The following is a 26,396-nucleotide window of genomic DNA, read 5'->3' as shown; positions in this document are numbered from 1 at the left end:
TGTTTGCCTCCGGCTTCCTTCAGATTCCACCTCACGGTGGACACCCTTGCCTTTAGCTAACAGTTCCTACTGCCAAGTCTGTAGTGGACTTTCACCACCAAGTTATCGCCCATGCCGGGCGCACATGAAAAAAGTCCAAGAGTTTCCTCAAGGACTTAAAAATTATCCCTTACCTGCACGCTTTTGTTGTGAAATGGCGACACCTAATAAGGTGAAGACGACGGCGAAGGCTAATAGTAAGCCCCACTCGGTTAATAAATCTGAATACGAATTGATGTCTTTCATGACACTTTGTCTAAAGTAAAACAAAGGAGAGAAATGAGCAATTCGTTGGATGGCCGTTCCCATAATTTCATAAGGGATGAATAAGCCTGACAAGAATGCGAGTCCCAAACTAATGACGGTTGTGAGTCCATTAATAATATTGCGATTGTTCGTGATTGATGTCATTAAAAATGCCATCGATAAGGCTGTTAGAATGAACAAGGTAAGTGAAATAATGACTCGAACGTAATCAATCGGAATAGAACTCGGTATGTAGAACCAAAGAACTGAGATAGTAACGAGTAGAATTAACCCACCATACGTTATTTGTCCTAAGACAACTTGGGTATTATATTTTAGATTTGAAATTCCACTCAAATTAATGCGGTCTTGAATTTTATCAGATTTAATTTCTGACATAGCCATACCAACTGTTCCAAGTATAATTTGGAGGACAAAGTAACCCACTAATGCAATCCCGGTTGTATAAGCCAAGAGAATGTTTTGATTATCAAGTCCACCAACCATTTCAACTTCGGCTGTTTCATTCAGCGTAGAATCGAGTTGATCTGTTAACTCTGAAATATCGCTGACTCCAGATGCGACCCGAGCATTGGCCAATCGTAAGTATTTGTCGACCTCCGTATTCAGCTGTGCACTACTCATATCACGTTCATTCAGTAGTAACTCAACCTGGTCTGGTTGCCCATTTAAAACCAATTCTTCAAAATTCTCAGGAATATATAACATCCCCTGATATGTTCCAGAAAAAACTTCATTTTCAACATCTACTATAGTGACATCGGATAGCGTTTCTACGTCATGCGATTCACTCAAGTAATCCACTAAATGTTCACCCAATGGATCGTCACTTTGGTTGACTACTGCAATATCTAAGGTCACACTTGAGAATGTTTGATTTTCATCGCCTTCTGGTTGCCCTATGGCTACAAATACGAAACCAAGGAAAATTAGAAAGTAAATTAGCAGTTCTTTCCAATACTTTGAGAAGATGCGGATGATCATATTATAGATGGTCATAACGTTTCCCCCTTAAGTAATAGACTGAAAATGCAAACATTAGTATGATATATACGGCCATAATCAAGATTCCTTGTGAAAGAATCCTCGTATCATTCAGTAAATTAATACGATAGAAATTCTCAGTAATAATGTTTACAGGATTGACTGTGTTAAACCATGGAATCGTGTTGTTTATAAATTGCTTCACACCCGGTACCATTCCCCCTGCAATAAAGGTTAAAATTAGCGTTGATGCGACAACAATTTGAGTTTTCCCATCGATCTTCAACTTTGGAATGAGTCCGGCAACAATTCCCAACATAATCCCGAAGATATTTCCAAGGAATATAAGTAGCAAACTATAACCGAAATGATTCACGACTTGAATTCCGAGCACATATTGAATATAAATAATTAAGATGATGTTCGCAGCAAAGTTTACAAGAACCGCATTTAAAGCATTTAACCCAATATAGCGATAGCGTTTTAACGGTGTGCTGCTCAACCGGGAAGCGAGTGAACTTAAGGGGGCTAGAATTTCAGTCGAAATTTGCACCCCATAAAATCCCCCGTATAAACTTACCATGGCGATTAAACCGAAGAACATAATCACGATATAGGAACCGGGTGTCGATTCCATTTTGACAAACTCCGTTGTGTAATCCATATTCAATGCATCTAATCCCATAGCTGTGGTTTGTTTCACTTGATCCATGATACTTTTGACGATGGAAGTATTTACATTGCTTTCATTCATTAATAAGTTTCCATCTTGCTTTACATAGACTTCTATCTCTTCTGCTTCCAACAGTTCTCTTCCCTCTTCTTCACTCATCGTCGTCACATCGAGAACTTCTATGTCAGATAAAATTACACCGTAACTATAAAAGGGAGTGGATTCGGTTGTCACTCCAATCGGAACAGCTTCAATATCACCTTCAATTAAGTCTGATGATGCGAAGAAATAAAGAGAAGCAAGAATTAGCGGCAATCCAAAAGTATAAAATAAAATATCTGGTGTTCGAACAAATCTCAGAAAATAATACTTTAGTTGCGTGAGTGCTGCTCTCATTGGTCACGCAGCTCCTTCCCAGTCAGTTCTAAGAAGATTGAATTTAAATCTGGCATTTGACTATATAATTGAGTATAAGACAGTTCATGTTCTTCAATGAATTTTACTAATTTAACGACATGATTATTCCCTTCGTCAAAGACGAGTCGCCATTTGTTCTTACCTGTCTTCTCAATCGTATTGAGATTTGGTAATTCTCTCATTTCTTCGATTTGTTCTGGACTAATATCAAACAATTCGATATTAATAATCTCACCTTGATTCACTTTTTGTTGTAATTGTTCTAAAGTCCCATCAGCGATGTTTTGCCCTGAGTCCATGATTACAACGCGGTCACTAATTTGCTCTGCTTCGTCCAAATAGTGCGTCGTATACACGATAGTTGCACCGTTTTCGTTCAAACGTTTAATTCCCTCTAAGATAAAATTCCGACTTTGAGCATCAACCGCAACGGTTGGCTCGTCCATAAAAATCAAATCGGGTTGGTGAGCGATCCCACAGGCGATATTTAAACGGCGTTTTAATCCCCCACTTAATTTCTTTGGTATAAATTTGCTGTATTTATCTAATTCAACAAACTTAATTGCTTCATTAACTAAACGTCGGCGCTCAGCTTTATCTTCAATATATAAACCACAGAAGAAATCAATATTCTCAAATACAGTTAATTCTTCGAACAAAGCAACGTCCTGAGGCACTACACCGATTCTTTGCTTAATTTTATAGGTGTCAGGTTTTAATTCTTCTCCAAATACATCAATCTCACCTTTATCATAAGTGAGTAAGCCGAGGATTGAATTAATTAAAGTCGTCTTACCACACCCATTTGGACCAAGTAAGCCAAGGATTTCTCCTTTATATACCAATAAATTAAAATGATCTAAGGCTACTAATTTGCCATAGCGTTTTACAAGTTGTTTTACTTCTACTGCAATATTATCTGTCATTCTTTTCACTCCTTACTTGATTTGTTAACTTAAGTATAAAGGTAAATGCTTTCATGCAGTAGTGTCATTGCGCTAATTTTGATATGACATTTGTCATGAGTTTGGTAGAATGAAAGAAATAACCAACAAAGGAGGCAGCGATGAGAAGCAAAACTTTTATTATAGAAGCTTTATGGATGCTATTTATTACACTCAGTTTGCGATTAATGATGACTCAAGATGATATTATAGCGATTGTTTTAGAATCGCTACTATCCATTTGCTTCATCGCATTAAGTGGAATCATTGTTAATAAACGATTTCGAATGATGTTAAATATAGTCACTAGTCTCTTAAGTGTCCTCGTTGCTCCATCATATATTTTGTTATTACCGCTTGTCTACTTACTAACTTTTGATATTGGCTTTTACAGTTTATTAGTACTCCTGGTGGCTTTTATTATTAATCCAGGGAGTTATTATATGTTATTGATCGGAATTTTAGGGGTATATATCGCTGATCAAAGTCAACAAATCATTCAGCAACAAGCCTCGTTAAATGAAGTGAGAGATACGTTAACAGAAGAGCAATTACGGATGAAAAATCAAATGAAGGATTTAATTCAATCTAACCAAAAAGACGTCGATATTAGCATCTTGTCAGAGCGTAATCGGATTTCGAATGAACTACATGATGCGATCGGTCACTCGCTCGCCCGAAGTATTATTCAAATTGAAGCAATCATCATTGCGAATGATAATGATAAAATTGAAAGGCAACTCAATCAATTGCAAATTAATTTACGGCACGGAATGGATGACATTCGCCATACCATTCACCATATCCACCATGAAAGTCTAGACTTTGAAGTCAGTATTGACAATATGCGTGAGAAATTCGCACCGCTGATGATTAATTTTGATCTGCATACTGAAACTGAATTTAAATATAATCAGAAGAAAGATATCTTGTCGATTATTCGTGAAGCGATCATTAATAGTATTAAGCATTCTAATAGCACGCAAATGAATATCATCCTCCAAGAATTTCCAGAGCATAATAAATTGCTGATTAAAGATAATGGTACGGATTACGATGAGAATCAAGATCATTCTGAAGGCATGGGCAAGACAATTATTCGCCAGTTCGCTAATAAATACAATGCCCCCATCCTCTTCTACTATCAAAATGGGTATATTGTTCAGATGAACTTGCCTAAATAAAAAAATCTGATAGATTCCTCAAAAAGAACTCTGTCAGATTTTTTTATTAACTTTCATATACCTATTCCTCTATCACAAAGTCATAGGAGTTATATTCAATCGTATTATCTTCTGCACGGTTGAACTCAATGAGGTCTTCATTAAACAGTTTTACACGAATCGTCTCATCAGACTCGACAATCTCTGGGTTGGAAATAGTGAATACGACATTTCCCATAGGGTCAATGGATGAATAAATTCCTGATGACGCATGTTGAATTTGTTCAATCACATTAAAAACAGTCGGATTATTTTCTAAATCAAGTTGATCTTCAATCGCGTTAAAACTAACTCCTAACTCGTCTTGTAAGGCTTGTAAATCATCAGACTCGGTATTTGGATCCACTTGAGCAAGCAAGGCTTCATCTGTATGCTTAGATAATAACAGTATAATTTCCCTTGCCTCAGCTGCTTCATTATTTACTGTTATTTGAACATTGTCTGGCGTAAAGAAAATATGACTGATCGGACTTTCTTCATTATCACTGACATAACTTTGATTATCGTTGGCAGAGACGGGTGTTTGACTGATTAATAATAGTGACACAACTAGCATGACGTACTTAACTATTTTTTTCATTAGAATATTCTACTCCTCTATAATTAGTTTATTTATTGGATTACCTGAATTAGATGTCACATACCCAGTATAAGTCACATACCACGCATACATATTACTTCCAACTCCTCCTCCATATCTTCTCTCAGAATAAGATTCATATAACGTACCTTTATATAATCCGTCATTATATGAATAAGTTGATGAATAGCTAGGAGGAAATGAGCCATATCCAACAAATACTGTAACTGTCTTTTTGACAGTATGAGATAATAATCTATTTTCTATATCAAAACTGTCCGAAAATGATGCTTCAACAGTTAAAGGAGTTGTACTTCCAAAGGTAACAAATAATAAAATAATTATAACTATTTTTTTCATTATGATTATCCTTTCTATTTTACTTCAATAGGGGTTTTCGATGGCATAGGTATTGATGAACCAACCGGATATAAATAGCCACTATAGTATGAGAATGAGTTAGGTCGAGGAGTAAATCCAACTTTTTGTAAGTAGCCATGCCAATATCCATTATGATAATAATATACTGCTGGCCCATTACCAGAAACAGGATGCATTTCAATCCACATTCTTCTTACATCAAGTGGTTCAAACGAACTAGTAGTTATATCTATTTCAGTATTACTTTCAATAGCTCTTGCAACAGATGTTGGTAATGCAAAAGTAACAATTAAAAGTCCTGTTAAAAAAACTTTACACTTTTTCATAATTCACACTCTCCTAATTCTTTTTATTAGAGAAAATAATTCAAAATGACATATTTTCCACTTGTATTGTTAAATATATTATCTCTTACCTAATTCATAATTCGACTACTTTGAATGTTTAAGACACTCAGTGATTCATAACTAAGATTCCATACTCTATCATCGTGTGGTTCAAATATGAACTTATTATCATTAAAAATATAAATAGACTTCAAAGTATATATCAAAATACTTTTGATTGTTTCCGATCTTCTGTATCTTTTTAACAACATTTTCATAATCTATTACACTTTATAAGATATATTCTACAAAGATGATTTCGTTAATTATTGTATTTAAAATATTTATCTCAAATAAATCATATATATTTTTTCTCATATCTATGTTCAAAAAAGAACTATCAATTATTACTTTACTTTCTGTCCATATTTATACTTTCTCGATCGGGAGTAAAAAGGCATTTATATTTACTCAAGATAAATTAATTGATTTGAATATTTTAAATTAATTCAATTTTGACTATTTCCTCGTCAACTGGTCTTAACTCAACAATTAATTCAACATTCCTGTCTAGTGAAATGACACAACATATAATTATTATTATTTGCTTTATAAACTCACCCCCTATATACTTATAATAAAATAATTTTATAGATTTTGGGTTGTCTTTAAAGTATATATTATTTAATCGCAAATTATTCCAGTATTCTTATAGGAGGTCAAAAATGGTTTCGTACGGTAAAATAATCAAGAGTATTCGCGAAAATAAAAAAATGACGCAAAAAGAACTCGCCGAGGGTATTGTCACTCCTCAATTTTTATCGCAATTTGAAAATAATAAATATGATATTAAGCTCGATAATTTTCTAATGATTCTTGATCGATTGAATGTTAAATATAGTGAATTTATCGTGCATGTGCTTACATCAGACCCACCACTGCAAAGTAACTTTCTAAATCAATATTCAAAAGCTTACTATTCGAGCAATAAAGTACTTTTAAAAAAACTAGTGGAACAAGAAAAGGAATTATATAGTGAAAATTCAAACTTTCGTCACTTACACAATGCCATTATTGCCTCTCAACGTTTCCAGTTAATCAATCATAATGGATTTAATCGCGATGACACCAATATTATTATGGATTACTTAAAAGATGTCTATGATTGGGGACATTATGAAGTAGCGTTATTTGCAAATAGTATGTTTTTCTTGGATATTGAGCACATGAATTATTTTAATACTATGGTCATTAATAAGATTAAAAAGTACGGTTCTAAATTAAGGCTAAATGGAGAATTTTCGAAAGTATTACTTAATATGATTGATTATCTGTTGAAACGAAACGAATTGGAAGATATTGATGACTTAATCTCCGAGACCGAAACCTTTCTAATAGGTGAAAAAAGTTTCTATGAAAAAAATCAACTAAATTATCTTAAAGGTTTATATTATATTAAAAAAGGTGATATTGAAAACGGTAAAAATCATTGTGATAAAGTCATTAGCATTCTTGTTCACTTTGAAGAATATGAGAATGCCAATCATAAGCAAGAAGAAGTGGACCAATTACTTCAAGAAATTGCAGATGAATAAAAAAGCAATTCGATGGAGTACACTAGCATTGTAGGTACAGCTATCGAATTGCTTTTTCTTTAAATTAATTATTCAATATTAAATATCAAATCCGTTTGAAACTTTAACTACTCCACTAACACAAAGTCATAGGAATTATATTCCAATGTACTATCTTCTTTACGAGTGAACTCAATGAGATCTTCATTAAACAGTTTTACACGAATCGTCTCATCAGACTCGACAATCTCAGGGTTAGAAATAGTGAATACGACATTCCCCATAGGGTCAATCGATGAATATATTCCGGATGACGCATGTTGAATTTGTTCAATCACATTAAAAACAGTCGGATTATTTTCTAAATCGAGTTGATCTTCAATCGCGTAAAAGCTAATTCCTAATTCATCTTGTAAAACTTGTAAATCATCAGACTCGGCATTTGGATCCACTTGAGCAAGCAAGGCTTCATCTGTATGCTTAGATAATAATAGTATAATTTCCCTTGCCTCAGCTGCTTCATTATTTACTGTTATTTGAACATTGTCTGGCTTAAAGACAATATGACTGATCGGACTTTCTTCATTATCACTGACATAACTTTGATTATCGTTGGCAGAGACGGGTGTTTGACTGATTAATAATAGTGACACAACTAGCAAGACGTACTTAACTATTTTTTTCATTAGAATATACAGCTCCTCTATAATTAGTATAAAAAACTAAACCTTCGTATCAAGTAACTTAACAGATGCCTATCGCAAACAATAAAAATGGTTAATATTGTTATGTTAATTATACACTATATATTATATTTTTTTCAGATTTTATTAATATTTATCCACAAAAAAAAGTATCAGCAAGAATAATCTCGCTGATACCAAAACTCAAAAATATTAAATTAGTTTACTTTTTCAATCTTGCTAAACTCTTCTTTAATCTCTGCCAATAGTTCTGGTTTTGTAATCACATCAAAACCTGTTCTAGCTAGAATCTCAACCGTGCGCATCATCGCTTTGTAACCAAATTCAGTACGAGTTGCTTCACGGAATTCAACGGTATGACCCGCAGTTGGTACACCATCTGTAATTTCGTAGTATGAATGGATAGATGGGACAACTTGGCTGACATTTCCCATATCGATGGAACCTGATAAGTCTTCACCCGCATCGATCATTTCGATTCCTAAATCTGCTGCGTTAGCGTTATATGTATCACTTAATTTTTGGTTCGTGATCATATTATAGTATGACTTTTCAAAATAGTTATATTTCATTGTCGTACCTGCTGCACTTGATGCTGCTTCAGCGCTTCGGATAACCATATCTTTCACTTCTTGTAAGTAATTAATATCTAGAGAACGAACATAGAATTGAACACGAGTGTATTCCGGAATAATATTGGCTGCGACACCGCCTTCAGCGATAATTCCATGAACACGTGCATCTGGACGTAATTGTTGACGACCCGCGTTCACCATATTGAACATATTAATGGCAGCATCTAAAGCGTTAATTCCTTCCCAAGGAGCACCAGCCGCGTGAGCTGTTTTTCCAAAGAATTCAAATTCTAAAGCTTCCATCGCAAGCGATACATTACTCATTAAGTTTTGATCAGAGGGATGTGTACATAAAGCGACATCCACATCGTCAAACGTATCAGCATTAGCCATATCAACTTTAACACCATCAGTTTCTTCAGCCGGCGTTCCTAGAACTACGACGCGCCCACCTGTTTCACCAACGACTTTAGATAAGGCAATTCCTGCACCCGTATCTACAGTCCCAAGCATGTTGTGACCACAGCCGTGACCAATGCCTGGAAGTGCATCATATTCTGATAAATAGGCAACTGTTGGCCCCTCTTTACCTGAATCAAAGGTTGCTTTAAACGCCGTATCGAATCCTAAGTATGGATACTCAACGTCAAAGCCATGTTTTCTTAATAAATCAACATGGGCTTGTGATGATTTATATTCGTTTAATCCTAGTTCAGGATTTTCATAAATATAATCACTTAAACCTTGTAATTCCTCGCGCATTTCTGAAACGATTTCGTGTAATTGTTCTTTTGACATATAATATTTCCCCTTTCGAAATTTCTAAAATGGTCCGTAGCCGACTAATTGTGCAAAGATAATAAAGACTAGACCAATCGCTAACCAAATACCCATTAAAGGCATGGCGAATTTAACCCATTTTTTGTAAGGAATATCTGCAATTGCTAATTGAGCCATTAAGATTCCTGACATCGGCATAATTGAATCTAGGAAGCCGTTCCCTAATTGGTAACTTAATACTGCAGTTTGGCGTGTGACATCTAAAGCATCTGCTAAAGGTACCATAATTGGCATTGTAACAGCCGCTTGTCCACTACCTGAACTAATAAAGAAGTTAATAATAATTTGAACGACGTACATACCAGCCGCTGATAAGACAGACGGTAAGTTTGAAATTGCACCCGTTAAACCATTAATCAATGTATCTAAGATCATCGCGTCTTCCATAATAATCACTAAACTTTGTGCTAATCCAACAATTAACGCTGCATACATCATATCTTTAGCACCTTCAATGAAGTTATCTGCTAAATCTCCTGGTCTCATTCCATAGATTAGACCACTAATTAAGCCCATACCTAAGAATACAGCACCTATCTCAGTTATAAACCAGCCTAAGCTCATAACACCGTATGCTATAACAACAAAGCCACCAACAAAAACAGCTGCAATAATCTTCTGTTTAGTTGTGAATTCGATGTTTTCAGTTGTGTTTAAATCTTGAAAGTCCGCATGATTTCTTGCTTTCATTTCCTCATCATAAACGATACTATTTGTTAAATCAGCTTTGACACGTTTACCATAAATAATTAAATATAAAGACGTTACAATCCATAATACGGTAAACAGGACTAATCTCAATTCAATACCTGAGAATAAGGGTAATTCCGCGATCGATTGTGCTACCCCAACTGAGAATGGATTCATGAAGCCAGATGTAAACCCAACTCCTGCTCCAAGCCCAATCATTCCGACCCCGATAAGTGAGTCATAACCAATCGCTCGCGCTAATGACACACCTAAAGCAATAAAGACAATTGTCTCTTCACTCAAGCCAATCGTTGAACCTGCTAATCCCATAATTAGTACCACAACAGGAATGACTAAAGCTTCTTTACCTTTTAATGAACTAACAATTCGACTTAAAGCCGATTCGATCATTCCGGTTTTATTAATAATTAAAAATGACCCACCTGTGACAAATAAGAAGTAAGAGATATCTTGTGTTCGAGCGAAACCTCTTGGAATACTCTTCAACACTTCAAAGATACCTTGAGGATTACTTGCAACATGTGCGAATGAATCTGGATTAATAATTTCACGTTCTCCAACCATTACTCGCTCAAATTCCCCTGCTGGGACAATCCAAGAAAGGATGGCAGCAATAATAATAAAACTAAACAATAATACATATGTATGTGGCATCCGGACTCTTCCTAATGCCTTGAATATATTTTTCACTTTGTTCCTCCATTTATTTTGAACACTTTACAGCAGGGTGAGCGAATTACTACATTGCACTTTTAAAAAATGTATATAAAAAAGCTGCGAGCAAAAGCTCACAGCCAGAATTTGACAGGTTCTTTTGCCCACAACACAGCACGCTCACCTACGTAGAGTTTGGGCAACCCTACAAGACAGTGATAGACTTATTCAATCTATCCCCAACATCAATTTGACATTTCGGCTAGCAATCCTTTCATCATTTCTGATTACTGATATTACAAGCGGCCTCAATACTGTATTGTTCTCTTATTTAATTTACTTGAGATAGAGTAACGCAAATCTCTGCCTTTGTCAAATTAATATTTCAAAGATTAAGAATTAGAATCAATTACTTTGATACTTGAATTTTATTTCATAAAATAGACTTATAGAGTCATGAGCATCGCTTGCTTCTTTCATTTTAAAATTATTTAAGGAGGAATAATATGATAAATCAACCCTTTTTTACAATTTTTTAAAAAATAAGTCATCGGTTCACGATCGGCGTGATCATTTTACTACTAGTCATTATTGGTATTATACGCAATATGTCAAAACGAAAAACTTCCTTTTCAATGCGGATGATGGTTGCTTTATTTTTAGGACTAGCCTATGGAAGGTATTGCTGCTGAGAGATTTCCACTATTCTTCTTAGAGTTAATTCCTAATAATATATTCTCAGTGATGACAACAAATAGTAGTATCGTATCTGTAGTAATTATAGGAGCATTCTTTGCGGCCTCTATTCGCTTCATGAGAAATATAAAACCTGATGCGATTAAAGCCTGTGATGAATTTCTACAATCTGCGCAAGTCGCTGTTAATAGTGTATTAACAAACGTGATTAAATTAATGCCTTACGGGATTTCAGCGCTTGTAGCAAATACGATTTTATCTCAAGGGATGGAGATTATTAGTATATGATTAACTTTATCTCAGCACTCTACTCTGCTGTCGTATTTATGTTACTCGTCTACGTTGTTATTCTCTTATTGGTTGGAGTGAATCCAATTAAATTCTATCGAAAAGCATTTCCTACAATGGTCCTAGGTTTCTCGGATCGTTCAAGTGTTGGTACATTACATATACAATTACGAATTTAGAAGAAAACATCGGTGGGTGTCGATTGATGGGAAGGTAACTTCGATATGGAACCATTCAACACACCTATAAAATCCGATTTCGAAGATATTGATTAATAATGATTTAACATACCGAGTAGTTACTTGGTAAGTTTTTTTAATTGCTAATTGAAAGCGATGTCTTGTACAATAAAAATAACACAACATACAAATGGAGGTTTGTTATATGCGAGCATTTAATTGCGATATTCCAACTAAAGTTTACTTTGGTGAAGGTAAAATTAAACATTTACCTGATTTAATAAAACAATTCGGAAACAAAGTTTTACTCACTTATGGTGGCGGGAGTATTAAGCGAAATGGTATCTATGACGAGGTGCAAGATTTACTAAAAGGTTGTGAGATTTTTGAACTCAGTGGCATTGACCCTAATCCTCGGATTGAAACGGTTCGTGAAGGTGCAAAAATCTGTAAAGAGAATGATATTGATGTCATCTTAGCCGTAGGCGGTGGTTCAACCATCGATTGTTCTAAAGTTATTGCGGCAGCTGCCAAATACGACAGCGATGCCTGGGACTTAGTTATGGATGGCAGTTTAATTACAGATGCGCTACCTTTAGTAGATATTTTGACACTTTCAGCAACAGGGACTGAGATGAATTTTAACGCTGTTATTACAAACTTCGATGTAAAAATGAAACAAGGAACAGCGAGTAAATATCTATACCCATATGCTTCTATCTTGGATCCAACTTATACATATACTGTGCCCGCTAACCAAACTGCTGCTGGTACGGCAGACATTATGTCTCATACGTTTGAGAACTACTTTCAAGCAGAAGACAATGCCTTTATTACTGATAGCTTAAGTGAGTCCATCTTACGTGCCACTATTAAATACTTACCGATAGCGTTAGAAGATCCTGAGAACTATGAAGCGCGTTCGAATTTAATGTGGGCGTCAACCGTAGCATTAAACGGCTTAACATCGATGGGTAAAGGTGGCGGTTGGACAACTCACCCAATTGAACATTACTTATCTGCTTACTACGATATTACCCATGCCGTCGGATTAGCCATTCTAACACCACGTTGGATGAAATATATCTTAAGTGACAAAACCGTGGACCGTTTTGCGAGATATGCAAACAAAGTATGGGATATTGAAGAAACCGATGATAAGTTCGCAATGGCTGAAGAAGCGATTAAAAAGACTTATCAATTCTTCGTCGATAACGGTTTACCTATGACTCTTCCAGAAGTAGGTATTGAAACGGATGAACATTTCGAAGAAATGGCCAAAGGACCTGCCGAACGCTTATCACGTGCTTACGTTCCTTTAAACCCAGATGATGTTGTTGAAATTTTAAATCGCTGTATGACAGAAGGTTACGAATAATAACTTAAAAGACACTCTTTCGTTTACTAAAAGTATCCGAAGGAGTGTCTTCATATTTAAACTTCTTTTAACAAATCAAGTCGATCAAATTCTATGACTAATTCATAAGCACCGATGTATGAATGAATCTTCTCTTGGATCATTGAGAATAATTCCTCATTTGTTTCCTCCACGCCATCAGGAACAACTACATCAAAAGTGATATGACTTCGATGATTTTTACTATCTACTTTAAAATCATGAAACTTTAAATCTAATTGAAATGATTTAAGAATTTCTTTAACTTGACGGTAAATAGCTGTATGTTCTTCATTATGTTTCGCAATTGGGTCAACGTGACAGACTAATTCTACCCCTAATTTCTCTTCAAAGTCTGCTTCAATTTGATCAATTACTTGATGTGAGTAAGTTAAATCCCAACTATCGTCGATTTCAATATGAATCGTCGCAAAGGTTTTGTTTGGTCCATAATTATGCACAAGTAAATCATGGAAGCCTACGATTGAATCATACTCATCCAATAAAGTCTTCATTGCTTGGATTTCATCTTTGGAAGGACTTGTCCCTAATAAATCACTAATCGAGTCATTAATTGCCTGAATACCACTATAAACGATGATCACAGATAACAAGGCACCCGCGTAACCATCGATTTGCCAACCCGTCACCGTCTCAACGGTCGCGGACACGAGTACGATTAAAGTTACAAAGACATCATTCATACTATCTTGTGCCGCACTATGTAATGTATTGGAATGAATAGCCTTGGCAGCCGTCTTGTAAAAATTCCCTTGTATAATCTTAACTAGAATTGACACAACTAATAAAATAAAGACTAGTGGTGAGGCATTTAGAGGCGTTGGATTCATGATTTGTTTAATCGAAGACGTGAAAAATTGAAAACCAACATAAATGATAACAACAGAAATTAATAAGCCCGTAATATATTCTGATCGTTCATGTCCGTAAGGATGTTCTTTATCAGCTGGTTTAGAAGCTGCTCTAAAACCGAATAAGGTTAATAAAGAAGACGCAGAATCGCCTAAGTTATTCATCCCGTCCGTAATAATCGAAATACTGCCTGATATTGTCCCCGCCAGCAATTTAATTCCAAATAATACAAAGTTAGAGATTAAGCCCACTCTTCCAGATAAGATACCTAATTTAGCTCGAGCTTCCCCATTGGCTTGCTTACTTAAAAAACGGTCAATTAATCCTTTAAACATAATGCGCCTCACTTTTCATAACGTTAATATCCATTATATCAAATCTCAATTTCCATTTAAAACGAATTATAAAATTCCAACCAAAATAAAAAGCATTCGTAAAACGAATTCGTTCTACAAATGCTGTAACATTCAGTTATGACCATATTCCACTAATTCAAAATGAACGTATTGATTATCAATGATTAAATATTCAGGATTAACAATATCTAAACTAAAACTAGGGAATGATTGGCCATCGAAAAAATTTATCTCTAGATATTGTTGATTTTGTGAATTATCTTCATCTGACTGAGCCTCCAAATCAAAAATACCGTATAAAGCATCTTCATTCACCATAAGATTCTTATAATCCATGACTTTTTTTACTGTTTTATCTTCTGTTTCACTCTCAATTAAATATTCATTATCAATTACAATTTGAAGCCGGTTTTCGAGGATGTGAATTTCTTTAATCAATGAATTCTCATTTGTCACTTCGTATCTACCAAATAAATTTTCCTGGGCACTAACATCTGCTGGAATAACTACAAAACCGAATAATACAGAAACGAATACAATTTTTTCATCTTTATCCCTCGTAACTTGAAATTTTTATCAAAAGTCAATTGAATTTTCCTGATTCTAATCTAATAATACCACATAAATAATCGGTTGTTATAGTGGTTATCACTCGGTTGGAAAGCGCTTATATGTTATCATTTAATATATACAATATAGCGGAGGTGAAAGTTACAGAAAGACTTTTAAATTAACTTATAAAGGAGAATATGATGAAAAAACTCACGAGATTATTTCTATCAGGAATGCTATTGTTAAACATCACAACGCCCTACTATTCTGCACAAGCAGAATCTGGAGATAGTAATAATGGCGTCGACGAGATCATCGCAAATATGACTCTCGAAGAGAAAGTCGCTCAAACGCTCATGCCAGACTTTAGAAATTGGGAAGTCGATGGTGAAGAAGTAGGCGTGACTGAATTAAACGAAGATATTCGTCAAATCTTAGCCGACTATCAATTTGGTGGTGTCATTTTATTTGCTGAAAATGTGGTTGAAACAGAACAAACAGCCCGACTCGTCTATCAAATGCAAGCCTCTCAAGTTGAAAGTGATCACTTACCTCTTCTCATTGGAATTGACCAAGAAGGTGGAATCGTGAACCGTTTGGGTTCGGGAACTCAATTACCGGGTAATATGGCTCTAGGAGCAACAAATGACCCAGAATACTCGAAACTAGTTGGTGAAATTATTGGGAGTGAACTTGAAGCCTTAGGCATCAATGTAAACTTTGCTCCATCGGTTGATATAAATAACAACCCCAAAAACCCAGTCATCGGTTTACGTTCATTCTCCTCTGATCCTGAGATCGTTTCTGAACATGGCTTGAGTTATATCGAAGGGATTAAAGAACATAACGTCGCTGTTGCCGCGAAACATTTCCCAGGACATGGAGATACCGATGTCGATTCTCACTTCGGCTTACCTGTCGTTGATAAAAGTTTTGATGAATTGATGAATAATGAATTACTTCCTTTCAAAGCTGTGATGGATGCAGACACTGATATGATTATGACAGCACATATCCAGTTCCCACAACTAGAATCAGAGACGAAAGTATCGGACGAGGATGGTTCTGATATCTTATTACCTGCCACACTCTCTCCAGCAATCTTAACAGATCTAGTTCGTGATGAGATGGCTTATGAAGGCATTGTAATCACAGATGCTTTAAATATGGAAGCTATAGCAAATAACTTTGGTGAGGTTGAAACTTCGATCTTATCTAAAAAAGCTGGCGCAGATATATTATTGATGCCTGTCATTATTAGATCCAATGACGATCTTGCTTTGCTAGATGAGGTGATTCAAGGTCTTGTTGACGCAGTTGAAAGTGAAGAAATCCCCATGGATAATATCGACAATTCAGTCCGTCGCATTTTAACGCTTAAGGATGAATTAGGTTTACTTGAGGATGATTTCTTAAGTCAGTCTGAAGATGATGTCGTTGCGAATGCAACAGAGATTGTTGGCTCTGCCATGAATCGTGCCAATGAACGTGAAATCTCTAATCATGCTGTCACTTTAATTGAAAATACACAAGCCGCTTTACCCATTCAACCGGAAGCAGATGATCATGTATTATTTATTACAGCGGATACAAATCAAGTTCCTGGAACTGAGTTCAGTATAGAGCGGATGCGATTAGAAGAATCACTCTCGTCTGACTTTACGTATGAAATATTGACTTATAATGAAGAAAGTCAATTCACTGACTTTGCAGAGGCAATCTCACAAGCCAGTCATGTCGTTGTATACACGAGTATGGTAGATGAATCCTCTCTTGCTGCTGATAACTTTAGAACAGCGATTCCACAAGAAATATTCACTTACGCAAAAGAGCAAGGTATTCCAACGGTGCAAGTAAGTATTAATAAACCGTATGATGCCGTAAACTTTACTGATAATGATGCGATATTAATTTCTTACGGATATAACGGTATGGACCCAACGGAAGGCGGACAAGAGCCCGTCGCATCATTCGGTCCGAACATTCCTGCTGTGGTTGAAGTCATCTTTGGTGTCACTTCTTCTGAAGAAGGACCTACAGGTCAATTACCTGTTGATTTACCAGTCATCAAGGACGGCGTGTTGTCGCCTAATGAAGTGGCATACCCCGTGGGTTATCAATCTGAGAATTGGAATTAATCAGAAGAAACTATACAAAAAATCTCCTACCCACAGTGGTTAGGAGATTTTTCTATTCATATTTACAGGCAACCCAGAGAATGATTTTCTTTATCTCGCTTGAAACGCTGTTTCCCATAAATTAAGTTTTGTTCCGATATCTTTTTCTAAGGCATTTTGATAAACTTGGTAACCCCAAGCAATATCATACAAAGGTTGGCCACCTAAAGCAAAGATGATAATATCATCGTCGTTCTCACGAGCTTGAACGTTACCTTTAATAATATCACCTACGTTCATAATAATGTCACTCGTCATGCGATCCTCATGAATCCAGTCTAGGAATAATCGTCCTAAAACGCCCATCTCAAGGGTGTTATATGGATAGACATCTTCGTACTTCACTTCTTCATACATCTTCCAATTATCGACGACTAAGCGAACATTATTAATGACAAAGTCTGGATCAAAGTTCCCTGAAGAAGACCCGATAATTAAAGCACCTGGTTTAATCCATTCACTCTCAATCTTAGGATTCGCTTCTCCAGAAGTTGCTAAGTTTAAGATATCCGTCTCTCTCACAGCATCTTCAATTGAATGTACAATTTGTATCGATACATTTGGAAATTTTACTTCTAAATCTTCCTTCAGAATCTGCGATTGAGATTCATCCACATCATAGACCTTAAACACTTCGGCGTTTTTCGCTTCTAAAAGCAATGCGATAGCTGTTGAACTTCCGATCGCACCCGCACCTAAGACTGCGACCACTTTTGAATCTGGCTTAGCAAGGTAGCGCACACCTACGCCCGGAATTGCCCCAGTTCGCCAAGCACTCAGTAAATTAGCTGACATAAAGGCTAATGGTGCACCTGTATCGGCATCATTCAGATTCATTGTGAGAATCGAACGCGGTAGGTTTTTATCTTTATTATCAAGGTTTGAACCATACCACTTACATCCAGCAATACGATATTCGCCACCTAGATAGGCTGGCATCGCACAAAATCGACGGTCTGGACCATTGGCCGGCATACTTTTATGCTCAGGTTCATCTGGGAATGAGACAACCATTCCGTGAGAATTATTCTCTCTACCACCCATCCGGTAATCTTCTGTACTTAAGATTCCAAAAACATCTTCCATGACGTTAATACATTCTTGCATATTTAAAACGCCCGCATCAATCATATCTTGTTCATTTAAATATAAGAAATCAATTCGCCCATCTTGAGTCATTATTAAAATCCCCTTATAAATTTAGTGAAAATATTAGAGTTATATTATAACAACTCAAGAGAAATGTAAAATAATAGCTAATGTAGCTTTCCATCTATCTGAAAGTATCTATTGTTTCCTCAGTTGCTTCCGTTTCTAAATGCGTTACAAACTCAAAATCATCCACGTAAGTATGCATACGTTCATCAATCGTATCCCACCACAGTTGGCCATCGGGAATTTGATGTAAGTCGATATCAGCAAATGGAATAATTTGATACATCTTCTCTGCTTCAACCCCCAAGTTAAATATAGGCATGAACTTAGGATTCACAACATTCACTTCACCGGACTCATCGCGCTGAAACGTTACTTCAGTAATACCGCCTTGCTTATTATCTAAATCTCTTTGTCCAGTTAAAAAACTAGCTTGAGAATATATAGCAAATGTTTCACCCCCGTTATACCAATCGACGGGTTGTAATACGTGTGGATGCCCACCTAAGATAAGTTTGGCACCAGCATCACTTAATGATTGAAACACATAAAATTGCTCTTCATTTGGTAATGTAGCGTATTCCTCTCCTAACTGTAAGCTCACAACGACCGCATCAACTTGTTCGGATAGTGCGTCCACTTCAGCAACCATTAAAGGAACATCAATTAAACTAATTAAATATTCTTCTCCAGCAGGTACGGGAATACCATTGGTTCCATAGGAATAATTTAAGAAGCCGACACTGATACCATTTGCTTCTATTATTCGGTTTGTATTATAATCTTCCCAAGATTCATAACTACCTACATACATCATATCCTCTTCTTGCAAGTTCTGAAGTGAATAGTGCGCGCCTTCACTGAACCAGTCTAGGGTATGATTTGTAGCATTACTTACGATATCAATACCAATTCGCTTCAGTGCAGCAATAATCTCACTCGGTGCATTAAACTGCGGATACCCTGACATTGGTAGCTGCGGTGAAGCAGCAATCACTTCTAAATTAGCCATCGAAATATCAGCATATTCCAAATAAGGTTGAATATGAGCTAACATCGGCATAAAGTCATAGGCTGCATCTTCATCAAAGAGGTCAGGTTCAAAACCTTCTTCAAGCATATTCGCCACAGTATCTTGATAGATTGGTGAGTAAGTGTCAGCTAAATAACTGACACGGTCATGAATTAACACATCCCCAACTGATCTTAAGGTTAACTCCCCTTCTTGTGATGGAAATATTTCTTTACCTTCTTTCATTGGTAAGTCTTCAAATAAAAACTCTTGCTCAATCGGTTCAACCGGCTCTTCCATCATCTCTTCTTGAGTACTATCATTAACAACAGAAGATTGACTAGCTATTTGAGTCGCTTCATTAGAAGTAGAGTCTGCTTGTGATGTATTTGAAAAAGTATATATATATAATCCAACGATTGTCAGAATAAGTAAGCTTCCAATAATTACTAACCACGTTTTTGTTTTTTTTGACATTTATTCTCTCCTTATTCGATTTTAATCTAAGTTGCCTGTTGAGATTTTTTCAACGCTTAAATCCTCCGCCACTATGACTGTGATATCTTTACCCAACGGATCTTGCCAGATGAACGAGTGGCTATTCTCTTGAAGTTTCTGAACATAAGTCCAGTTATTACCCACCACATCGATAACATCTTGAATAATTAAATTATCCCTTTGCTTTAATTCATCAATCTCAGCTTGTGTCACTGTTAAGTTGGCACGACCATAATTAGCTTGCCCAATTTCTAATTGAATTAAATCTTTAGAAGCCCAGTCGTAAGTCATACTATACGTCCCAGTAATATAAGACATTTCATCTTGAATAAATTCAAAATAATAATCCTTATAATTTTCATCCACTTCAGAAAAACTTGGTAAAGCATCAGGATGATTGATTACTTCTTCCACTTTTTCTAAATCAGATTCTGAATCTGTTGTTTGTAATCTTTCAAACGTCGGATACAAATTTCCATATAAATAGTCCACTTGATTGTTTTCATTCATTGAAACCGTCAGTTTAAAGGTATCTACGGCTACCCACATATCATATTTGAGTGAATCTTCTTCATATGTATACTCATCCCCAAATAACTCTATGATGTCAGCAATACCGATAATGCCATTAATATTATTACCTGAATCGATTACTTCAGTTACTTTGTCTAAGACATCTTTTATTTTGTTATAGATACTTTCTTTTGTTTCATCACTGAATTCGCCTTCGAGTATTTGTGTTGCCAAATCAGGGGAAACAGATGGACTTTCGCTTTTTTCTTCTGCATGAACCGTTTGGACAACAAGTAAATTTAATAATCCAAGTACTAATAAACGCTTCTTCATGACGTATTCTCCTTATCTTTTTACTTTTCTTGTTGTGTTTTATAATTAATAGTTTACACTAACTAACAATACAATACGAATTTAATCCGGTGAAATCATATGAAACGAAAAAAGACCTTAATGAGAATTAAATCTCATTAAGGTCAATGACTCGTTATCTGATTAGTTAAAGTCAGCTAACGGATCTTGTGCTTGTGAACCTGATCCTTGTAATTCAGTAGGTTCCATGGCTGATTTTGGTACTCCGAAGAAGTATGTAACGACAAAGCCACCAATATAAGCTGCAATTAAACCAATGACATATTGTAACCACATGTTATTAGCAATTAGTGGAATTAAAGCAACTCCACTTGGTCCGATGGCTGTTGCTCCAACACTTCCAAAGAATCCAATCACGGCGCCACCTATCCCTCCACCGATACAGGCTGTAATAAATGTTCTACCTAAAGGTAATGTTACAGCATAAATTAATGGCTCACCGATTCCTAAGATACCAACAGGTAAAGCACCTTTAATCATATTTGTTAATTGTTTGTTCTGACGTGCTCTCATCCAAACAGCAATGGCTGCTCCTACTTGTCCTGCACCTGCCATAGCAAGAATAGGTAATAGGTTTGTCTGACCAGTTGAGCTAATCATTTCAATATGAATAGGCGTTAGGACTTGGTGTAAACCAAACATAACGAGTGGTAGGAAGAATGCTCCTAATATAAAGCCTGAGAAGGCTCCACCAATATCCAGAACCCAATTTATTGAACCAACTAACGAGGATGAAATGACCCCGGCAACGGGCATAATGACAAAAATTGTTAATAAACCAACTACAAGTAATGCAATTGTTGGTGTAAAGATAATATCTAATGCATCCGGAATCACTTTTCTTACTGCTTTTTCAACATAAGATAAGATGAATACGGCAAAGATGACACCGATAATCCCACCTTGACCAGCTAATAATGGCTCACCTGTAAAGATATTAATGAGTGGATTCTCAGGGTTCATACCTGTAAGGTAAATAATCCCAGCGATAACTCCACCCATACCTTGAGTTGCGCCAAATACTTTAGCAGCGTTAATACCTACATAAATATTTAAGTAGCCGAATAAACCATTCTTAATAATATTTAAGATGTCAACTGCATGTCCCCAAGTCGCTGCATCGAGTTGACCAGCGGTAATCATGTTCTGGAAGATGGATGCAATCCCCCCAATAATACCGGCACCAACGAAAGCTGGAATTAATGGAACAAAGATACTAGCTATTGAGCGAGTAATACGTTTAAAGGCATTATCATTCCCTTTTTTATATTTTTCTTTATTCTCTTTTGTAATTTGTTCTGTACTAGCTCGTCCAGATGTTAATTCTGGGTCAAGGTTTTCATCGACAGCCGCACCTTTAACACTGCCTGACATACTTGCTAATTCAGTTGCTACTTTACTAGCTGTACCAGGACCGACAACTACTTGTAAGTTATTCCCGTCTTGAACAACACCCATGACACCGTCAACTTTTTTCAATTCAACTTCATCGACGACACTTGGATCAACTAAATCAATCCGGACACGTGTCATACAATTATAGATGTCTGTAGTGTTGTCTTTACCACCCATATGTTTGTATATTTCTTTAGCAATTAATTGTTCTTTTGTTGTATTCATCATTGCTCCTCCTCTTCTTTTATAGCTTCTCGGATAAACCCGTTGTTATGACTTAATATGTCTTTTGCACTATTTGGATCATTATTTGTTAATACCATAACAATGGCCACTTTAACGTTGTTATCTGCTTCTTGAAAAGCTTTTTCTGCTACTTCATAATCACATTCTGTCGCTTGCATTATAATTCGTTTGGAACGTTCTTCTAACTTTTCATTGGTTGGTTGTACGTCTACCATTAAATTTTTATACACTTTTCCAATTTGTACCATCGATACTGTTGATAACATATTTAAGATTAACTTTTGAGCTGTTCCTGCTTTTAACCGAGTTGACCCGGTTAATACTTCTGCGCCTGCATCCACTTCAATGGCAACTTGGCTGTATTCACTAATTTCAGCGCCTTTGTTACAAGCAATTGATACCGTAGATGCGCCAACTTCTTGAGCATAGGCCAAACCACCTTTAACATAAGGCGTTCGACCACTTGCCGCAATTCCCACAACTGTATCTTTATTAGTTAATTTCAATTCTTTTAAGTCATCTCGTCCAAACTCTGCAGAATCTTCTGCACCTTCGACTGCTGATAACATGGCTTTTTCTCCACCAGCAATTAAACCAACGACCATCTCAGGCGGTGTACTAAAGGTTGGTACACATTCCGCTGCATCTAAGACCCCTAAGCGTCCGCTCGTTCCTGCTCCCATGTATATTAAGCGACCGTCTTGTTTAAAAGATTTCACGATTAATTTAATCGCTGCTTCTATTTGTGGTAAAACTTGTTCAATCGCTTCGGGTACACGGCGATCTTCCTGATTCATCAGTGCAATAGCTTCTTGAACGCTCATTTGGTCTAATGCCATCGAAGCTTCATTTCTCGTCTCAGTTGTTAGCTTGCCTAATTTCATCTATCTATCCTCTCTTCCATTGAATTTCAAACGGTTGTCCAGGTCTCATTGCCTCAAGTAAAAGATAATCACCCGATTGTATATAACCAATCACATTAACCTTTTCATCCGCTGGTAGATTCGTTTTTGTTATTTGAACTTCTCCTTCGTATCGAAGATAATCAGAGTTATCAATCGTAATTGAACCTACCGTTCGTTCACTCATTTGTTCCGGTTTAACTACGAAATCTTGTCTCATCCTTGCTTCCTGACTACGAATGACATCGCGAGCCGCGTCCATTCTTTGAGTGTGTCGCCCTTCGATATGTTTCAGTTGTTCGATAGTGTTGGAAGTCGCGACTGCTTCGAAAAATAAGACTGTTTCATTTAAATATTTTTCCCACTGAATTTGACTATAAGTACTCAAACCTGGGTCGCCAATATACACTTTATCAACAAAGGTTGTTTGCCTTAATTCAAGCGCGCTCCCTAAAGAATGTTTGTAACGGTGGTCTTCTAAAGTTGGTAATCCTTCATATAAAGGTCCTCTCAAATCACCCTCTCCTGGTACAAAAGCCATGACCGTAATCCCTTGCTCTTTCAGCCATTTGTTCATATTAATAAACTCTAATTTATCTAAACCCGTTTCAGGACGCGGATAATAATTATGCCAAGCCTCAATCGACGTGAACTCCACTTCTAACTCTTTTAAAATATTCAAATCTTCTACGCTAATTGTACTCGCATTTAATACAACATCTACTTGCTCACTAATGAGTTTAATCTCTTCGTGACTGACTCCATAGTCGACTCGAATTCCAGTCACACCTAGTTCAATCAATGGAGTTAAATCTTTATAATAAATACCTAAGTTCTTTAAGGCGTCTCCAGAAACATCAACGACTAATTCCATTTCATAATCTTTTGCTACCGAACCTAATTGCCCTAATCGATCTAAATACAATCCAGAATCATCTTCAGGGATATGAATTGACGAGAAAATACCTTTAAAACCAATCTCATGCATGCGTCTTATGTACTGTTTAACTTCTTCTGTCACATCTTCATTTAAATATATTGAAATACCATACATATCCTCACTCCATTGTAATCGTTTTCTAAACAAATTATACAACTTATGAAATGAAATTTCAATACAAATATTTTGTTTTTATCAAGAATGAAATGAAATTACATTTCAATTGCATTAAGTTACTTTAGGTATTTATTAACTCGGACTTGAATATGATTTTATTAACCTTAGAATCAAAGTTTAAAACTTTTTTATAAGGAGGATATCACAATTAGTGGGATGGGAATTAGCGGATCGGCTGTTCTCACTTCTTATGCAAAAGAATTAAAAGATAAAAATCATGATGTTACTATTGTTTGCTACGATACCTCGCCTAGCTTTGGGCGCGGGGTACTTTTTAGAGAGGATTCAGATTTAGCACTAGTAAATACCAGAACAACTGATATTACTTATGATTACGAACAACCAGGTGAGTATGAAGTTAGGCTAAAAGAAGAAGCAAAAATTGAAGGCGATATTCCCGAATTTATGATGCGTGCCTTGTTTGGTGAGTATTTAAATGATCGAACAATGAAGCAAATTGAATTATCGAATGCAACTGTACACTATGAAACCATCGAAGATATGCGATAGTTAAGTGAAACAAAACAGTTGGAATTAGTCACTGAGTCAAATGAGGTACGTCAATATGATCGTGTCCATCTGTGTTCTGGTTCTCTACCAGTATTAGACCCTTACCATTTGAACGGAAAACCAAACTACATTAGTAACCCTACCCTCTAAACGAACTCACACATAACTTTTTTAAAGATGACCGTTTCGTTGTCATTGGAACAAGACTAACTGCGATCATCATTCTCAAATATCTATTACAAGAACGCGAAAATGAATCCGTGTACGCTTACTCACGTCATAACTTTTTCAATACAGTTGGAACAGCAAATTACATTAGTTTAAAAATGACACATATTATGTTGGATAACGTCAAAGCGACAATGGATTCAAATGAGAAAATTCTCTATTTCGATGCATTAGATAAACTTATTCAAAAAGAATTTAATCATTTAAATATTCGGTTTGAAGATTTCTGTAATATTGCTTTGCAAACAGGAACTGCAGGGCTAAGAGAGTCTTTAAATCATTCAAATTTTATGGCGAAGACAGAACGTATTGGTGTTTCCACAACTCGAATATTGTATTTCTTATGGCAATATATGCCTGAATCAGAACGAAAAGCATACTTAGATAAATATCAAGAACCCTTTAACTTAGCTAAAGGAAAACTTCCGATGAAGTCGGCTGAAGCTATTATTGAAGGTGATGACCGTGGCCAATTAACCATTCTCAAAGATGATGAAACTGTTGCTTATGATGACAACACACGAGAATACATTATGAAGAATAAGGATAATGAAGAGATTTTACGTGCGGATTGGGTTATTAACGCAATGGGTGTAAACCTTCATTTAGAAGGCGATTTAAGTGGTCATCCATTAATTCATTCCTTATTAAATAAACGCTACATTATGCCTGACACTCCAGGTGGATTGAGTCTCAATGTCTCAACGCAATGTGTGATTTCACCTAGTTGGTGCGAAATTCCTACATTTCATGCCCATGGAATGTTAGTGAGTGCAGCTGTTTTTCAAAATAATTCAAATTATAAAGCTCAATCCGTTAGCTATCAACTCATCAAAGATATCATTGCTAACTATTAAACAAATAAATACGGATTGAAATTCATTGAGAACTTCAAACCGTATTTTTTATTTATTTGATTTGTCAAATTAAGCTAGACAAAACTGCTTCATCTAAGTAACTCAAAAATACTTCCAACGGTGTTCGGTAGTGTAAGGATTTCCGTGGAATCGTGTTCCGTTTGTGTGCAATCGATGACACA

The 26,396-nt window shown here is 36.0% G+C and carries 25 protein-coding genes, 1 pseudogene and 1 riboswitch; of the genes and pseudogenes, 8 read left to right on the top strand and 18 right to left on the bottom strand.

The features are described 5' to 3' along the window. Positions 1–162: 162 nt before the first annotated feature. From ACEN4N_RS08050 to ACEN4N_RS08040, 3 genes are read right to left on the bottom strand one after another with little or no spacing between them, the layout of a single operon-like run. A complete protein-coding gene (locus ACEN4N_RS08050) occupies positions 163–1,305 on the bottom strand; it encodes an ABC transporter permease (RefSeq protein ID WP_407090375.1) in 1,143 nt (380 codons plus the stop codon). Then, on the bottom strand, positions 1,292–2,359 hold the full coding sequence (locus tag ACEN4N_RS08045) for an ABC transporter permease (RefSeq protein ID WP_407090376.1): 1,068 nt from the start codon (positions 2,357–2,359) through the stop codon (positions 1,292–1,294). The genes ACEN4N_RS08050 and ACEN4N_RS08045 overlap by 14 nt, the downstream gene beginning before the upstream one ends. Next, complete coding sequence (locus ACEN4N_RS08040) at positions 2,356–3,306, bottom strand: ABC transporter ATP-binding protein (protein ID WP_407090377.1); 951 nt, start codon at positions 3,304–3,306, stop codon at positions 2,356–2,358. Before ACEN4N_RS08040 ends, ACEN4N_RS08045 begins: the two co-directional genes overlap by 4 nt. A 140-nt stretch (positions 3,307–3,446) precedes the next feature. Here ACEN4N_RS08040 and ACEN4N_RS08035 point away from each other — a divergent pair, with 140 nt between their 5' ends. Further along, positions 3,447–4,508, top strand: a complete 1,062-nt coding sequence (locus ACEN4N_RS08035) for a histidine kinase (protein WP_407090378.1) — start codon at positions 3,447–3,449, stop codon at positions 4,506–4,508. Between the two features lie 61 nt (positions 4,509–4,569). Here the strand turns inward: ACEN4N_RS08035 and ACEN4N_RS08030 are convergent, their stop codons facing one another. From ACEN4N_RS08030 to ACEN4N_RS08020, 3 genes are read right to left on the bottom strand one after another with little or no spacing between them, the layout of a single operon-like run. After that, a complete protein-coding gene (locus tag ACEN4N_RS08030) occupies positions 4,570–5,127 on the bottom strand; it encodes a hypothetical protein (protein ID WP_407090379.1) in 558 nt (185 codons plus the stop codon). 9 nt (positions 5,128–5,136) lie between these two features. Beyond that, positions 5,137–5,487, bottom strand: a complete 351-nt coding sequence (locus ACEN4N_RS08025) for a hypothetical protein (RefSeq protein WP_407090380.1) — start codon at positions 5,485–5,487, stop codon at positions 5,137–5,139. A gap of 14 nt (positions 5,488–5,501) precedes the next feature. After that, complete coding sequence (locus ACEN4N_RS08020) at positions 5,502–5,834, bottom strand: hypothetical protein (RefSeq protein WP_407090381.1); 333 nt, start codon at positions 5,832–5,834, stop codon at positions 5,502–5,504. Between the two features lie 725 nt (positions 5,835–6,559). On the opposite strand from ACEN4N_RS08020, the gene ACEN4N_RS08015 reads away from it, so the two are divergent. Further along, a complete protein-coding gene (locus ACEN4N_RS08015; protein WP_407090383.1) occupies positions 6,560–7,429 on the top strand; it encodes a helix-turn-helix domain-containing protein in 870 nt (289 codons plus the stop codon). Positions 7,430–7,536: 107 nt separating this feature from the next. On the opposite strand, the gene ACEN4N_RS08010 is transcribed toward ACEN4N_RS08015, so the two are convergent. The 3 genes from ACEN4N_RS08010 to ACEN4N_RS08000 form a co-directional block, all read right to left on the bottom strand. Then, on the bottom strand, positions 7,537–8,094 hold the full coding sequence (locus ACEN4N_RS08010) for a hypothetical protein (RefSeq protein WP_407090384.1): 558 nt from the start codon (positions 8,092–8,094) through the stop codon (positions 7,537–7,539). A gap of 215 nt (positions 8,095–8,309) precedes the next feature. Next, positions 8,310–9,485 carry a M20 family metallopeptidase gene (locus ACEN4N_RS08005; protein WP_338489276.1) on the bottom strand — a complete coding sequence of 392 codons (1,176 nt, stop codon included), beginning with the start codon at positions 9,483–9,485 and terminating at the stop codon, positions 8,310–8,312. Positions 9,486–9,509: 24 nt separating this feature from the next. Beyond that, positions 9,510–10,892: a YfcC family protein gene (locus ACEN4N_RS08000; RefSeq protein ID WP_407090385.1), complete on the bottom strand. Its 1,383-nt coding sequence runs from the start codon at positions 10,890–10,892 to the stop codon at positions 9,510–9,512. A gap of 167 nt (positions 10,893–11,059) precedes the next feature. Next, positions 11,060–11,214: riboswitch (Lysine riboswitch) on the bottom strand. Positions 11,215–11,564: 350 nt separating this feature from the next. Between ACEN4N_RS08000 and ACEN4N_RS07995 the strand changes: the two genes are divergently transcribed. From ACEN4N_RS07995 to ACEN4N_RS07985, 3 genes are all read left to right on the top strand, one after another. Next, positions 11,565–11,876, top strand: a complete 312-nt coding sequence (locus ACEN4N_RS07995) for a cation:dicarboxylate symporter family transporter (protein WP_407090387.1) — start codon at positions 11,565–11,567, stop codon at positions 11,874–11,876. Continuing rightward, positions 11,873–12,055 carry a cation:dicarboxylate symporter family transporter gene (locus ACEN4N_RS07990; RefSeq protein WP_407090388.1) on the top strand — a complete coding sequence of 61 codons (183 nt, stop codon included), beginning with the start codon at positions 11,873–11,875 and terminating at the stop codon, positions 12,053–12,055. Before ACEN4N_RS07995 ends, ACEN4N_RS07990 begins: the two co-directional genes overlap by 4 nt. A gap of 205 nt (positions 12,056–12,260) precedes the next feature. After that, a complete protein-coding gene (locus ACEN4N_RS07985; RefSeq protein WP_407090389.1) occupies positions 12,261–13,433 on the top strand; it encodes an iron-containing alcohol dehydrogenase in 1,173 nt (390 codons plus the stop codon). Positions 13,434–13,489: 56 nt separating this feature from the next. Here the strand turns inward: ACEN4N_RS07985 and ACEN4N_RS07980 are convergent, their stop codons facing one another. Together ACEN4N_RS07980 and ACEN4N_RS07975 are read right to left on the bottom strand one after the other, a co-directional pair. After that, complete coding sequence (locus ACEN4N_RS07980; RefSeq protein ID WP_407090391.1) at positions 13,490–14,659, bottom strand: cation diffusion facilitator family transporter; 1,170 nt, start codon at positions 14,657–14,659, stop codon at positions 13,490–13,492. A 132-nt stretch (positions 14,660–14,791) separates the two neighbouring features. Continuing rightward, entirely contained in the window at positions 14,792–15,136 is a 345-nt protein-coding gene (locus tag ACEN4N_RS07975; RefSeq protein ID WP_407090392.1) for a hypothetical protein, read from the bottom strand. 296 nt (positions 15,137–15,432) lie between these two features. Here ACEN4N_RS07975 and ACEN4N_RS07970 point away from each other — a divergent pair, with 296 nt between their 5' ends. Continuing rightward, on the top strand, positions 15,433–17,370 hold the full coding sequence (locus tag ACEN4N_RS07970) for a glycoside hydrolase family 3 N-terminal domain-containing protein (protein WP_407090393.1): 1,938 nt from the start codon (positions 15,433–15,435) through the stop codon (positions 17,368–17,370). A 90-nt stretch (positions 17,371–17,460) separates the two neighbouring features. On the opposite strand, the gene ACEN4N_RS07965 is transcribed toward ACEN4N_RS07970, so the two are convergent. From ACEN4N_RS07965 to ACEN4N_RS07940, 6 genes are all read right to left on the bottom strand, one after another. Further along, positions 17,461–18,588, bottom strand: coding sequence for a tyramine oxidase subunit B (locus ACEN4N_RS07965; protein ID WP_407090394.1), 1,128 nt, complete (start codon positions 18,586–18,588; stop codon positions 17,461–17,463). A 94-nt stretch (positions 18,589–18,682) separates the two neighbouring features. Then, complete coding sequence (locus ACEN4N_RS07960; RefSeq protein ID WP_407090395.1) at positions 18,683–20,053, bottom strand: CapA family protein; 1,371 nt, start codon at positions 20,051–20,053, stop codon at positions 18,683–18,685. A 21-nt stretch (positions 20,054–20,074) separates the two neighbouring features. Further along, positions 20,075–20,920: a hypothetical protein gene (locus ACEN4N_RS07955; RefSeq protein WP_407090396.1), complete on the bottom strand. Its 846-nt coding sequence runs from the start codon at positions 20,918–20,920 to the stop codon at positions 20,075–20,077. Positions 20,921–21,082: 162 nt separating this feature from the next. Continuing rightward, a complete protein-coding gene (locus ACEN4N_RS07950; protein ID WP_407094007.1) occupies positions 21,083–22,579 on the bottom strand; it encodes a PTS transporter subunit EIIC in 1,497 nt (498 codons plus the stop codon). Then, a complete protein-coding gene (gene murQ / locus ACEN4N_RS07945) occupies positions 22,579–23,484 on the bottom strand; it encodes an N-acetylmuramic acid 6-phosphate etherase (protein WP_138403527.1) in 906 nt (301 codons plus the stop codon). Before murQ ends, ACEN4N_RS07950 begins: the two co-directional genes overlap by 1 nt. A gap of 4 nt (positions 23,485–23,488) precedes the next feature. Continuing rightward, positions 23,489–24,556: a DUF871 domain-containing protein gene (locus ACEN4N_RS07940; protein WP_407090399.1), complete on the bottom strand. Its 1,068-nt coding sequence runs from the start codon at positions 24,554–24,556 to the stop codon at positions 23,489–23,491. A 219-nt stretch (positions 24,557–24,775) separates the two neighbouring features. On the opposite strand from ACEN4N_RS07940, the gene ACEN4N_RS07935 reads away from it, so the two are divergent. Further along, positions 24,776–25,129, top strand: a complete 354-nt coding sequence (locus ACEN4N_RS07935; RefSeq protein WP_407094006.1) for an FAD/NAD(P)-binding protein — start codon at positions 24,776–24,778, stop codon at positions 25,127–25,129. 326 nt (positions 25,130–25,455) lie between these two features. Next, the gene (locus tag ACEN4N_RS07930; RefSeq protein WP_407090403.1) at positions 25,456–26,214 is read left to right on the top strand and encodes a hypothetical protein; all 759 of its coding nucleotides are present in this window, start codon (positions 25,456–25,458) and stop codon (positions 26,212–26,214) included. Positions 26,215–26,278: 64 nt separating this feature from the next. Here the strand turns inward: ACEN4N_RS07930 and ACEN4N_RS07925 are convergent. Beyond that, positions 26,279–26,396, bottom strand: a pseudogene (locus ACEN4N_RS07925) (IS30 family transposase); the annotation flags it as partial.

The sequence above is a fragment of the Ruoffia sp. FAM 20857 genome (assembly GCF_045528645.1).
Taxonomy (GTDB): Bacteria; Bacillota; Bacilli; order Lactobacillales; family Aerococcaceae; genus Ruoffia; species Ruoffia halotolerans.
This window is presented reverse-complemented; position numbering and strand designations above follow the sequence as displayed.

Bases quoted from the DNA above. Each gene is read 5' to 3' on its own strand.
- ACEN4N_RS08030 (WP_407090379.1), bottom strand. From the start codon at position 5,127: ATGAAAAAAATAGTTAAGTACGTCATGCTAGTTGTGTCACTATTATTA.
- ACEN4N_RS07990 (WP_407090388.1), top strand. From the start codon at position 11,873: ATGATTAACTTTATCTCAGCACTCTACTCTGCTGTCGTATTTATGTTA.
- ACEN4N_RS07985 (WP_407090389.1), top strand. From the start codon at position 12,261: ATGCGAGCATTTAATTGCGATATTCCAACTAAAGTTTACTTTGGTGAA.
- ACEN4N_RS07995 (WP_407090387.1), top strand. From the start codon at position 11,565: ATGGAAGGTATTGCTGCTGAGAGATTTCCACTATTCTTCTTAGAGTTA.
- ACEN4N_RS07980 (WP_407090391.1), bottom strand. From the start codon at position 14,659: ATGTTTAAAGGATTAATTGACCGTTTTTTAAGTAAGCAAGCCAATGGG.
- ACEN4N_RS08000 (WP_407090385.1), bottom strand. From the start codon at position 10,892: ATGCCACATACATATGTATTATTGTTTAGTTTTATTATTATTGCTGCC.
- ACEN4N_RS08045 (WP_407090376.1), bottom strand. From the start codon at position 2,359: ATGAGAGCAGCACTCACGCAACTAAAGTATTATTTTCTGAGATTTGTT.
- ACEN4N_RS08050 (WP_407090375.1), bottom strand. From the start codon at position 1,305: ATGACCATCTATAATATGATCATCCGCATCTTCTCAAAGTATTGGAAA.
- ACEN4N_RS07960 (WP_407090395.1), bottom strand. From the start codon at position 20,053: ATGTCAAAAAAAACAAAAACGTGGTTAGTAATTATTGGAAGCTTACTT.
- ACEN4N_RS07955 (WP_407090396.1), bottom strand. From the start codon at position 20,920: ATGAAGAAGCGTTTATTAGTACTTGGATTATTAAATTTACTTGTTGTC.
- ACEN4N_RS07965 (WP_407090394.1), bottom strand. From the start codon at position 18,588: ATGACTCAAGATGGGCGAATTGATTTCTTATATTTAAATGAACAAGAT.
- ACEN4N_RS08010 (WP_407090384.1), bottom strand. From the start codon at position 8,094: ATGAAAAAAATAGTTAAGTACGTCTTGCTAGTTGTGTCACTATTATTA.
- ACEN4N_RS08005 (WP_338489276.1), bottom strand. From the start codon at position 9,485: ATGTCAAAAGAACAATTACACGAAATCGTTTCAGAAATGCGCGAGGAA.
- ACEN4N_RS07935 (WP_407094006.1), top strand. From the start codon at position 24,776: ATGGGAATTAGCGGATCGGCTGTTCTCACTTCTTATGCAAAAGAATTA.
- ACEN4N_RS08035 (WP_407090378.1), top strand. From the start codon at position 3,447: ATGAGAAGCAAAACTTTTATTATAGAAGCTTTATGGATGCTATTTATT.
- ACEN4N_RS08020 (WP_407090381.1), bottom strand. From the start codon at position 5,834: ATGAAAAAGTGTAAAGTTTTTTTAACAGGACTTTTAATTGTTACTTTT.
- ACEN4N_RS08015 (WP_407090383.1), top strand. From the start codon at position 6,560: ATGGTTTCGTACGGTAAAATAATCAAGAGTATTCGCGAAAATAAAAAA.
- murQ (WP_138403527.1), bottom strand. From the start codon at position 23,484: ATGAAATTAGGCAAGCTAACAACTGAGACGAGAAATGAAGCTTCGATG.
- ACEN4N_RS07950 (WP_407094007.1), bottom strand. From the start codon at position 22,579: ATGAATACAACAAAAGAACAATTAATTGCTAAAGAAATATACAAACAT.
- ACEN4N_RS07940 (WP_407090399.1), bottom strand. From the start codon at position 24,556: ATGTATGGTATTTCAATATATTTAAATGAAGATGTGACAGAAGAAGTT.
- ACEN4N_RS07970 (WP_407090393.1), top strand. From the start codon at position 15,433: ATGAAAAAACTCACGAGATTATTTCTATCAGGAATGCTATTGTTAAAC.
- ACEN4N_RS08025 (WP_407090380.1), bottom strand. From the start codon at position 5,487: ATGAAAAAAATAGTTATAATTATTTTATTATTTGTTACCTTTGGAAGT.
- ACEN4N_RS08040 (WP_407090377.1), bottom strand. From the start codon at position 3,306: ATGACAGATAATATTGCAGTAGAAGTAAAACAACTTGTAAAACGCTAT.
- ACEN4N_RS07930 (WP_407090403.1), top strand. From the start codon at position 25,456: ATGACACATATTATGTTGGATAACGTCAAAGCGACAATGGATTCAAAT.